The 10,416-nt window shown below is 68.3% G+C and carries 9 protein-coding genes; 2 read left to right on the top strand and 7 right to left on the bottom strand.

Annotated features, from left to right (window positions below; all coding sequences use genetic code 11):
* Positions 1 to 549: 549 nt before the first annotated feature.
* From ACIA8D_RS04195 to thyX, 3 genes are all read right to left on the bottom strand, one after another.
* A complete protein-coding gene (locus ACIA8D_RS04195) occupies positions 550 to 2,235 on the bottom strand; it encodes a ribonuclease J (protein WP_399228512.1) in 1,686 nt (561 codons plus the stop codon).
* Positions 2,236 to 2,382: 147 nt separating this feature from the next.
* Positions 2,383 to 3,282: a 4-hydroxy-tetrahydrodipicolinate synthase gene (dapA, locus tag ACIA8D_RS04190; protein ID WP_399228510.1), complete on the bottom strand. Its 900-nt coding sequence runs from the start codon at positions 3,280 to 3,282 to the stop codon at positions 2,383 to 2,385.
* Between the two features lie 199 nt (positions 3,283 to 3,481).
* A complete protein-coding gene (gene thyX / locus ACIA8D_RS04185; RefSeq protein ID WP_399228509.1) occupies positions 3,482 to 4,222 on the bottom strand; it encodes an FAD-dependent thymidylate synthase in 741 nt (246 codons plus the stop codon).
* A 221-nt stretch (positions 4,223 to 4,443) separates the two neighbouring features.
* Between thyX and ACIA8D_RS04180 the strand changes: the two genes are divergently transcribed.
* Positions 4,444 to 4,683, top strand: coding sequence for a hypothetical protein (locus ACIA8D_RS04180; protein WP_399228507.1), 240 nt, complete (start codon positions 4,444 to 4,446; stop codon positions 4,681 to 4,683).
* A 115-nt stretch (positions 4,684 to 4,798) separates the two neighbouring features.
* Positions 4,799 to 5,353 (top strand): hypothetical protein, encoded by a 555-nt coding sequence (locus ACIA8D_RS04175; protein WP_399228505.1) that lies wholly within the window; start codon positions 4,799 to 4,801, stop codon positions 5,351 to 5,353.
* Positions 5,354 to 5,431: 78 nt separating this feature from the next.
* Here ACIA8D_RS04175 and ACIA8D_RS04170 read toward each other — a convergent pair whose 3' ends face one another.
* The 4 genes from ACIA8D_RS04170 to ACIA8D_RS04155 are packed head-to-tail and all read right to left on the bottom strand — an operon-like array spanning position 5,432 to position 10,275.
* Entirely contained in the window at positions 5,432 to 5,884 is a 453-nt protein-coding gene (locus ACIA8D_RS04170) for a hypothetical protein (RefSeq protein ID WP_399228503.1), read from the bottom strand.
* A gap of 9 nt (positions 5,885 to 5,893) precedes the next feature.
* On the bottom strand, positions 5,894 to 6,649 hold the full coding sequence (gene dapB / locus ACIA8D_RS04165) for a 4-hydroxy-tetrahydrodipicolinate reductase (protein WP_399228502.1): 756 nt from the start codon (positions 6,647 to 6,649) through the stop codon (positions 5,894 to 5,896).
* Between the two features lie 36 nt (positions 6,650 to 6,685).
* Positions 6,686 to 8,062: a M16 family metallopeptidase gene (locus ACIA8D_RS04160; protein ID WP_399228500.1), complete on the bottom strand. Its 1,377-nt coding sequence runs from the start codon at positions 8,060 to 8,062 to the stop codon at positions 6,686 to 6,688.
* Positions 8,059 to 10,275 carry a polyribonucleotide nucleotidyltransferase gene (locus ACIA8D_RS04155; RefSeq protein WP_399228499.1) on the bottom strand — a complete coding sequence of 739 codons (2,217 nt, stop codon included), beginning with the start codon at positions 10,273 to 10,275 and terminating at the stop codon, positions 8,059 to 8,061. Before ACIA8D_RS04155 ends, ACIA8D_RS04160 begins: the two co-directional genes overlap by 4 nt.
* Positions 10,276 to 10,416 lie beyond the last annotated feature (141 nt).

Genomic DNA, 10,416 nt, shown 5'->3' with positions numbered 1-10,416 from the left:
AGCGTTCGTCCTGAGCCAGGATCAAACTCTCCGTGAATGTTTCCGGGATGTCCCGGTGACACCACGAGAGCGGAACAGTCGGAGGAATAATCCGACCGTTCACAGCGTCCTCGCTGTGCGCCTGCCAGCCAAAGGCCGACAGGACTTTTCAAAGGAACCTCGCCCCAGCAAATTGCTGGAGACGGGGTATCAACATATCTGGCGTTGATTTTTGGCACGCTGTTGAGTTCTCAAGGAACGGACGCTTCCTTTGTACTCACCCTTTCGGGCTTTCCTCCGGGCGCTTCCCTTCGGTATTTCGTGTGTCCAACCCTACCAGATCCGTTTTCCGTTCCGTCTCCGGTTCGGATTTCATTTCCGGTGGCCGTTGGAGGGCCTTTGCCTTTCGGCGGTTCCGACTTTATCAGAGATTCTGAGTCGGAATTTCCCGCCCCAGTCGGGGAGTTGGTCCGTGCACGTGAGTGCGGCGGGTTCCCCCTGAGCGGAGCCGTAAACGTACTGGAGCGGGGCGCCCCGATGCAAATCGAGGCGCCCCGCTCCTTACGTGCCTCAGACCTCGACGACGACCGGAAGGATCATCGGGCGTCGGCGGTACGTGTCCGAGACCCACTTGCCCAGCGTGCGGCGGATGAGCTGCTGCAGCTGGTGGGGCTCGACGACGCCGTCCTGGGCCGACTTCTCCAGGACTTCCTGGATCTTCGGGATGACGGCGTGGAACGCCGAGTCCTCGATGCCGGAACCGCGGGCCTGGATGTTCGGGCCGCTGGTGATCTTGCCGGTGCTGGAGTCCACCACCACGAAGACCGAGATGATGCCCTCGTCCCCGAGGATCTTGCGGTCCTTGAGCGCGGGCTCGCCGATGTCGCCCACGGAGAGGCCGTCGACATAGACGTAACCGGCCTGGACCTTGCCGGAGATCTTCGCCTTGCCGCCGACGAGGTCGACGACGACGCCGTCCTCCGCGATCACGATGCGGTCGTGCGGAACGCCGGTGAGGGCGCCGAGCTCGGCGTTGGCGCGCAGATGGCGCCATTCGCCGTGGACCGGCATCAGGTTCTTCGGCTTGCAGATGTTGTAGAAGTACAGGAGCTCGCCCGCGGACGCGTGGCCCGAGACGTGCACCTTGGCGTTGCCCTTGTGGACCACGTTCGCGCCCCAGCGGGTCAGGCCGTTGATCACGCGGTAGACCGCGTTCTCGTTGCCCGGGATGAGGGACGAAGCCAGGATCACCGTGTCACCGGAGACGATCCGGATCTGGTGGTCGCGGTTGGCCATGCGGGACAGGGCCGCCATCGGCTCGCCCTGGGAGCCCGTGCAGACCAGGACGACCTCGCTGTCGGGGAGGTCGTCGAGCGTCTTGACGTCCACGACGAGACCGGCCGGCACCTTCAGGTAGCCGAGGTCGCGGGCGATGCCCATGTTGCGGACCATCGAGCGGCCGACGAAGGCGACCCGGCGGCCGTACTCGTGCGCGGCGTCCAGGATCTGCTGGATGCGGTGCACGTGGCTGGCGAAGGAGGCGACGATGATCCGCTTCTGCGCGCTGGCGAAGACGCCGCGGATCACGTTCGAGATGTCGCGCTCGGGCGGGACGAAGCCCGGGACCTCGGCGTTCGTCGAGTCGGTGAGCAGGAGGTCGATGCCCTCCTCGCCGAGCCGGGCGAACGTCGGGAGGTCGGTCAGGCGACGGTCCAGCGGGAGCTGGTCCATCTTGAAGTCGCCGGTGTGGACCACCATGCCCGCGGGAGTGCGGATGGCGACGGCCAGCGCGTCCGGGATGGAGTGGTTGACCGCGATGAACTCGCAGTCGAACGGGCCGAGGCGCTCGCGCTCCCCCTCGGACACCTCGAGGGTGTACGGGCGGATGCGGTGCTCCTGGAGCTTCGCCTCGATGAGCGCGAGGGTCAGCTTGGAGCCGATCAGCGGGATGTCCGGCTTCTCGCGCAGGAGATACGGGACGGCGCCGATGTGGTCCTCGTGGCCGTGCGTGAGGACGATGCCCTCGATGTCGTCGAGACGGTCCCTGATGGACGTGAAGTCCGGCAGGATCAAGTCGATTCCGGGCTGCTCCTCCTCGGGGAAGAGCACTCCGCAGTCGACGATCAGCAGACGGCCTTCGTACTCGAAGACGGTCATGTTGCGCCCGATCTCACCGAGGCCGCCGAGCGGGGTGACGCGCAGGCCGCCCTTCGGAAGCTTCGGCGGGGCGCCGAGTTCAGGATGCGGATGACTCAAAAGACTCTCCTCAAACACGCGCGCCACGTACCTGTAGGCACGTGGCGCGCATGACGTTCGTGCAATAGCAGTTGTGGTGGTTCCTGGGTCTTGCTGTTCAGTTGGTGATTCTGTTCATTCAGTTGTGAAGCTTTGCCAAGTCTGTGATCAGAGTTGTACCCCGCCGGCAGCAAGATCGATCTTGAGCTGGGCCGTTTCTTCGGGGGTGAGTTCCACGAGCGGCAGCCGCAGCGGGCCCGCGGGCACGCCCTGGAGGCCGAGGGCGGCCTTCGTCGTGATGACGCCCTGCGTGCGGAACATGCCGGTGAAGACCGGGAGCAGCTTCTGGTGGATCTCGGTCGCCTTGTGCACGTCACCGTTCGAGAAGGCGTCGAGCATGGCGCGCAGCTCGGGCGAGACGAGGTGGCCGACGACCGAGACGAAGCCGCACGCGCCGACCGAGAGCAGCGGCAGGTTGAGCATGTCGTCGCCGGAGTACCAGGCGAGGCCCGAGCGGGCGATGGCCCAGGAGGCGCGGCCGAGGTCGCCCTTGGCGTCCTTGTTGGCCACGATGCGCGGGTGCTCGGCGAGACGGACGATCGTGTCGGTGTTGATCGGTACGCCGCTGCGACCCGGGATGTCGTAGAGCATCACGGGGAGCTCGGTGGCGTCGGCGATCGCCGTGAAGTGGCGGAGCAGGCCCTCCTGCGGGGGCTTGTTGTAGTACGGCGTCACCGTGAGCAGGCCGTGCGCGCCGGCCTGCTGGGCCTGGCGGGCGAGCTCGATGCTGTGGCGGGTGTCGTTGGTGCCGACGCCCGCGACGACGTGGGCTCGGTCGCCGACGGCCTCGACGACGGCTCGTACGAGATCCGCTTTCTCCGCGTTGCTGGTGGTCGGGGACTCGCCGGTGGTGCCGTTGACGACCAGGCCGTCATTGCCTGCGTCCACCAGGTGGGCGGCGAGCCGCTGCGCGCCGTCGAGGTCGAGTGCGCCGTCCGCCGCGAAGGGCGTGACCATGGCGGTGAGGACCCTCCCGAAGGGGGTCTGCGGAGTCGAGGTCGGAGCCATGGGTAACACGCTACTCGCTGCTCAGTACCGGGTCCCCCCTCGGGGGATGCGACAAGTCGGAACAAAGGTGGAGCCCGGCACTGCCTGCTCGGGGGTTCAAGCAGTGCCGGGTCCGTTTGATCAGGCTAGATGAACTTTCCGAAAAGCCGCAATACGGACACTTCAGACGAGCATCCGTACATCTGTGCCGGTGCCCGAACTACGGCGCCACGCGGCCGTTGGCGTTGAACGCCGCGTACGTGAGCGGCATGAGGGCGGCCCACTCCGCCTCCATCTTCTCGCCGACCATCTCGATCTCCCGCTGCGGGAAGGACGGCACCTTGGCGAGCTCGTGCTGCGTGCGCAGGCCGAGGAAGTGCATCAGCGAGCGCGCGTTGCACGTCGCGTACATCGACGAGAACAGGCCGACCGGGAGCACCGCGCGGGCCACCTCGCGGGCGACACCCGCGGCCAGCATCTCCTGGTACGCCTCGTACGCCTGACGGTACGAGTCCTCCATCACGCGGCCCGTCAGCTCCTGCTGCGCCTGCGTGCCCTCGACGAACTGGTACTTGCCCGGGCGCCCCTCCTGGACCAGCTTGCGCTCGGCGTCCGGGACGTAGAACGTCGGCTGGAGCTCCCTGTAACGACCCGACTCTTCGTTGTACGACCAGCCCACGCGGTGCCGCATGAACTCCCGGAAGACGAAGATCGGGGCACTGATCAGGAACGTCATCGAGTTGTGCTCGAAGGGGCTGCCGTGCCGGTCCCGCATCAGGTAGTTGATCAGGCCCTTGGAGCGCTCCGGGTCCTTCGACAGCTCGTCGATCGACTGCTCGCCGAGCGTGGAGACGCGGGCCGCGAACAGCACGTCCGTGTCGCTCGCGGTGTGCTTCACCAGCTCGACGGTGACGTCGCCGCGGAACGTCGGCTTGAGGTCTTCAGCTGGGGTTTCGGTCATGCTGCCGGGGTCCTTCCCATCACTTCGCAAGGGCGGCGCCCACTCTACGGGCCGCCACTGACAACAGGGCATTCGCTCGCTTGTCACGACGATCTCCGGCGAAGAGGAGCGAAGTTTGGTGAATTTGGTGAAACAGGGCACCCTTTGAAGCGATCGCTCGTCTGTGTAGATGAACACATTTTTGATCGAGCATCACGAGTCGCTTGAGGAGAAGCAGTCCCATGTTCCGTCGGCGCGAGCCCGTACCGTTCGCCTTCATAGCCGAAGCCGACAAGTTCCGCAGCAACGTCACACCGCCCGCGCGCGAACGCCCCTCCGCGGGGCAGCGCGCAGGCCGCGCCCTCGTCGGCCTCACCGTCGTGGCCGGTCTCGTCGGCGCACTGTTGATCGGCATGCCGGCCCTGTCCATCGATCAGACCTCGCAGCACGTGAAGCAGTCGGAGGCAGCCGACAGCCGCTGACGGTCGCCGGCCGGCCCCCGCCCCCTCCGGACCCCCTGGAGTGGAAGGGCGGTGCGACCCCGGATAGCCTCACCGGGCACAGCCCCATACCGCATGGACCGAGTGAGGACCCGTCGTGCCCCTGCCCTTCCTGACGGCCGACCGTGCATTGGACCAGGCCGCGGACATCCCGCTGCCCTTCGACGACCGCGACCAGTGGCGCCGCCCCTACCGCCCGGGCCCGTACCGGGTGGGCGCGGCCGCGCTGCTGCTGCTCCTGGCGTCGTACGTGCTGTTCGCCTCGGTGATCATCGCCGTCGCGGGCGACACTTCCGCCGCGACGGTCTGCGGCGTGCTCGCGGTGCTGATCATCGCGGCGGCGCTGCGGCTGCTGCGCATGGGCACCTGGGTGAGCGCGCGCGGGGTGCGGCACGTCGCCTTCTTCGTCACCCGGACGGCGCCGTGGGACCGGGTCGCCACCGCGCGCACGGTGCAGCAGCCCGTGCGCTGGCTCGGGCTGCCCCGCACCGTGCAGGGGCAGGCGCTGGTCCTCGTACAGCGGGATCAGCAGGGGGATCGGACGACGCTGCTCACCAGTCACAGCGCCGACTTCCTGGGGCGGGGCACGGCGTTCGACCGGGCCGCCGACACCATCGAGGTCTGGGCCGAGGAGTACCGCGCCCAACGTTGACGCACGCGCGCGTGCACGTACGCGTACGACGAAGGGGCGGCACCGGCACGATGCCGGTGCCGCCCCTTCGTACGTGGCTCAGACGCCCACGGAGCGGCCCTCATGGAGTGCGATCGCGCGCTGCATCGCCTTTCGCGCGCGCGGGGTGTCCCGTGCGTCCCGGTAGGCGACGGCGAGGCGGAACCAGCAGCGCCAGTCCCCCGGCGCGTCCTCCGTCTCGGCCCTGCGGCGGGCGAAGACCTCGTCGGCGGAGTCGCGGTCGATGCGGCCGTACTGGTCGCGGCGGAGTTCGTCGACGGGCAGGCCGCCCTCCGCCTCCAGGAGTTCGCCGAGCCGGTTGGCCTTGGTGACGAACCGGGTGTTCGCCCACAGGAACCACACCCCGATCAGCGGCAGGATCAGCACCGCGACACCGAAGGTGATCGTCAGCGCCGTGCCCTGCTGGAGGAGCATCACGCCGCGGTCGCCGGCCAGGACGAAGTAGAAGACCAGGACCAGGGCCGTGCCGGCGTAGGTGAATTTCGCGCGCATCGCAGCAGGTCAGCCGTTCAGATCGAGGAAGTGTTCCAGGCCGAAGGTGAGGCCGGGGTTCGTGGTGACCTTGCGGGCGCCGAGCAGGATGCCGGGCATGAAGCTGCTGTGGTGCAGCGAGTCGTGCCGGATCGTCAGCGTCTCGCCCTCGGCGCCCAGGAGGACCTCCTGGTGCGCCAGCAGGCCGCGCAGGCGGACCGAGTGGACGGGGACGCCGTCGACGTCCGCGCCGCGCGCTCCGTCGAGCGCTGTGGCCGTGGCGTCGGGAGCGGGGGCGCTGCCCGCCTTCTCCCGTGCCGCCGCGATCAACTGCGCGGTGCGGGCAGCCGTGCCGGACGGGGCGTCGACCTTCTTCGGGTGGTGCAGCTCGATGACCTCGACGGACTCGAAGTACGGCGCCGCCGCCTCAGCGAACTTCATGGTCAGGACCGCGCCGATGGAGAAGTTCGGGGCGATGAGCACGCCCGTCTCCGGGGAGTCCGCGAGCCACTGCTGGAGCCGCGCGAGGCGCTCGTCGGTCCAGCCGGTCGTGCCGACGACCGCGTGGATGCCGTGTCCCGTGCAGAACTCCAGGTTCTCCATCACCGAGTCGGGCGTGGTCAGTTCGACCGCGACCTGGGCGCCGGACTCGACGAGGGTGTCCAGCTTGTCGCCACGGCCGAGGGCCGCGACCAGCTCCATGTCCTCGGCCGCCTCGACGGCCCGTACGGCCTCGGAGCCGATGCGGCCCTTGGCCCCGATGACCGCCACGCGCAGCTTGCTCATGATCTCCCAGTTCCTTCGGTGCGTACTGAAAACGGTTTACGCGACCGCTTCGTGCAGGCGCGCGGCCTGCTTGTCCTTGAGCGGGCCGATGACCGACAGGGACGGGCGCTGTCCCAGGATGTCGCGTGCGACCGCGCGCACCTCGTCCGGGGTCACCGCCGAGATGCGCTCCAGCATCGCGTCGACCGACATCTGCTCGCCCCAGCACAGCTCGCTCTTGCCGATGCGGTGCATGAGCGCCCCGGTGTCCTCGAGGCCGAGGACCGTGGAACCGGCGAGCTGGCCGATCGCGCGGCTGATCTCGTCGTCGCTGATGCCGTGCTGCGCGACCTGGTCCAGCTCGTCGCGGCAGATCTTCAGCACGTCGTGCACCTGGCTGGGCCGACAGCCCGCGTAGACGCCGAACAGGCCGCAGTCGGCGAAGCCCGACGTGTACGAGTACACGCTGTACGCGAGGCCGCGCTTCTCCCGGACCTCCTGGAACAGACGGGACGACATGCCGCCGCCGAGCGCCGTGTTGAGCACGCCCATCGCCCAGCGGCGGTCGTCCGTGCGGGCGAGGCCCGGCATGCCGAGGATGACGTGGGCCTGCTCGGTCTTGCGGCCGAGGAGCTCCATGCGCCCGGCGGTGCGCAGGGTCTTGCGGCCGCCGCGCGGGGCGACCGGCGCGGCGAGGTCTTGCGGGGCACCGGCCCTGTCGAAGGCGGCGCGGACCTGGCGGACGACCTTGTTGTGGTCGACGTTTCCGGCCGCGGCCACGACGAGGTGCGTCGGGTCGTAGTGCTTCTTGTAGAAGCGCGTGATCTGGTTCCTGCTGAGCGCGTTGATCGTGTCGACCGAGCCGAGAACCGGGCGGCCCAGCGGAGTGTCGCCGAGCATCGTGTGCGAGAAGAGGTCGTGCACGACGTCGCCGGCGTCGTCCTCGGTCATCGCGATCTCTTCGAGGATCACGCCGCGCTCCGCGTCGACGTCCTCCTCCTCGATGAGCGAGCCGGTCAGCATGTCGCAGACGACGTCGATGGCGAGCGGCAGGTCGGTGTCGAGCACGCGCGCGTAGTAGCAGGTGAACTCCTTCGCGGTGAAGGCGTTCATCTCCCCGCCGACCGCGTCGATGGCAGCCGAGATGTCCAGCGCGCTGCGCTTCTTGGTGCCCTTGAAGAGCAGGTGCTCCAGGTAGTGCGTCGCGCCGTTCAGCGTCGGCGTCTCGTCGCGCGAGCCGACGTGCGCCCAGATGCCGAAGGTGGCCGAGCGGACCGAGGGCAGCGTCTCGGTGACGATGCGCAGGCCGTTCGGCAGCGTCGTCTTGCGGACCGTACCGATGCCGTTCGCGCCCTTGATGAGGGTTTGGGTACGGGCGACGGCCCGCCCCTCCGAAGAGGTGCGGGCCGTCGCCTGGGTGCTACGGGACGTCACTTGTCGGTGTCGTCCTTCGCCTCGTCGCCCTCTTCACCCTCGACCACGGGGATCAGGGAGAGCTTGCCGCGGGAGTCGATCTCGGCGATCTCGACCTGGACCTTCTGGCCCACGCCGAGGACGTCCTCGACGTTCTCCACGCGCTTGCCGCCGGCGAGCTTGCGGATCTGCGAGATGTGCAGCAGACCGTCCTTGCCCGGGAGCAGCGACACGAACGCACCGAAGGTCGTCGTCTTCACGACGGTGCCCAGGTAGCGCTCGCCGACCTCCGGCATGGTCGGGTTGGCGATGCCGTTGATCGTGGCGCGGGCGGCCTCGGCGGCCGGACCGTCGGCGGCACCGATGTAGATCGTGCCGTCGTCCTCGATCGTGATGTCGGCGCCGGTGTCCTCCTGGATCTGGTTGATCATCTTGCCCTTCGGGCCGATGACCTCACCGATCTTGTCCACGGGGATCTTGACCGTGATGATCCGCGGAGCGTTCGGGGACATCTCGTCCGGGACGTCGATCGCTTCCATCATCACGTCGAGGATGTGGAGGCGGGCGTCCTTGGCCTGCTTGAGGGCGGCGGCCAGGACGGAGGCCGGGATGCCGTCGAGCTTCGTGTCCAGCTGGAGGGCCGTGACGAAGTCCTTGGTACCGGCGACCTTGAAGTCCATGTCACCGAACGCGTCCTCGGCACCGAGGATGTCGGTCAGGGCGACGTAGTGCGTCTCGCCCTTGATCTCCTGGGAGATCAGGCCCATGGCGATACCGGCGACGGGGGCCTTCAGCGGCACACCGGCGTTCAGCAGCGACATGGTGGAGGCGCAGACCGAGCCCATGGACGTCGAGCCGTTGGAGCCCAGCGCCTCGGAGACCTGGCGGATCGCGTAGGGGAACTCCTCGCGCGTCGGCAGGACCGGCACGATCGCGCGCTCGGCGAGCGCGCCGTGGCCGATCTCGCGGCGCTTCGGGGAGCCGACGCGGCCCGTCTCACCGACGGAGTACGGCGGGAAGTTGTAGTTGTGCATGTAGCGCTTGCGGGTCACCGGGGAGAGGGTGTCCAGCTGCTGCTCCATGCGCAGCATGTTCAGCGTGGTGACGCCCAGGATCTGGGTCTCGCCACGCTCGAACAGGGCGGAGCCGTGCACGCGCGGGATGGCCTCGACCTCGGCGGCCAGGGTGCGGATGTCGGTGACACCGCGGCCGTCGATGCGCTTCTTCTCCTTGATGACGCGCTCACGGACCAGGGACTTGGTCAGCGAGCGGTACGCGGCGGAGATCTCCTTCTCGCGGCCCTCGAACTCCGGGAGGAGCTTCTCGGCGGCCAGACCCTTGACGCGGTCCAGCTCGGCCTCGCGCTCCTGCTTGCCCGCGATGGTGAGGGCGGAGGTGAGCTCGGGCTTGACCGCGGCGGTCAGCGCCTCGAGGACGTCGTCCTGGTAGTCCAGGAAGATCGGGAACTCGGCGGTCGGCTTGGCGGCCTTCGCGGCGAGGTCGGCCTGGGCCTTGCACAGCACCTTGATGAAGGGCTTCGCGGCGTCCAGACCGGCGGCGACGACCTCCTCGGTCGGCGCCTCGGCGCCGCCCTTGACCAGCTGGATGGTCTTCTCGGTGGCCTCGGCCTCGACCATCATGATCGCGACGTCGCCGTCCTCCAGGACGCGACCGGCGACGACCATGTCGAAGACGGCGTCCTCGAGCTCGGTGTGCGTCGGGAACGCGACCCACTGGCCGTTGATCAGCGCGACGCGGACGCCGCCGACCGGGCCGGAGAAGGGCAGACCGGCCAGCTGCGTCGACGCGGACGCGGCGTTGATCGCCACGACGTCGTACAGGTGGTCGGGGTTGAGCGCCATGATCGTGGCGACGACCTGGATCTCGTTGCGCAGGCCCTTCTTGAAGGACGGGCGCAGCGGGCGGTCGATGAGGCGGCAGGTGAGGATGGCGTCCTCGGAGGGACGGCCCTCACGGCGGAAGAAGCTGCCGGGGATCTTGCCGGCCGCGTACTGCCGCTCCTCGACGTCCACCGTGAGGGGGAAGAAGTCGAGGTTGTCCTTGGGGTTCTTCGAGGCCGAGGTGGCCGACAGCACCATGGTGTCGTCGTCGAGGTAGGCGACGGCGGAGCCGGCGGCCTGGCGGGCCAGCCGGCCCGTCTCGAAGCGGATGGTGCGGGTGCCGAAGGAGCCGTTGTCGATGACGGCCTCGGCGTAGTGGGTCTCGTTCTCCACTAGCGTTTTCTCCGTTACTTTCGTCTGTTACGTCTTTTGTCCGCTGCTGCCCGTGTGGCAGAGGGACGAGGTGGAGAAGCGCGCCTTGGGTGCGGGCCGGTCTTCGATCGAAGCTCCCGGGGATCCTCTTGCGTCTCCGGG

It is taken from the genome of Streptomyces sp. NPDC051684 (assembly GCF_044453445.1).
GTDB lineage: Bacteria > Actinomycetota > Actinomycetes > Streptomycetales > Streptomycetaceae > Streptomyces.
This window is presented reverse-complemented; position numbering and strand designations above follow the sequence as displayed.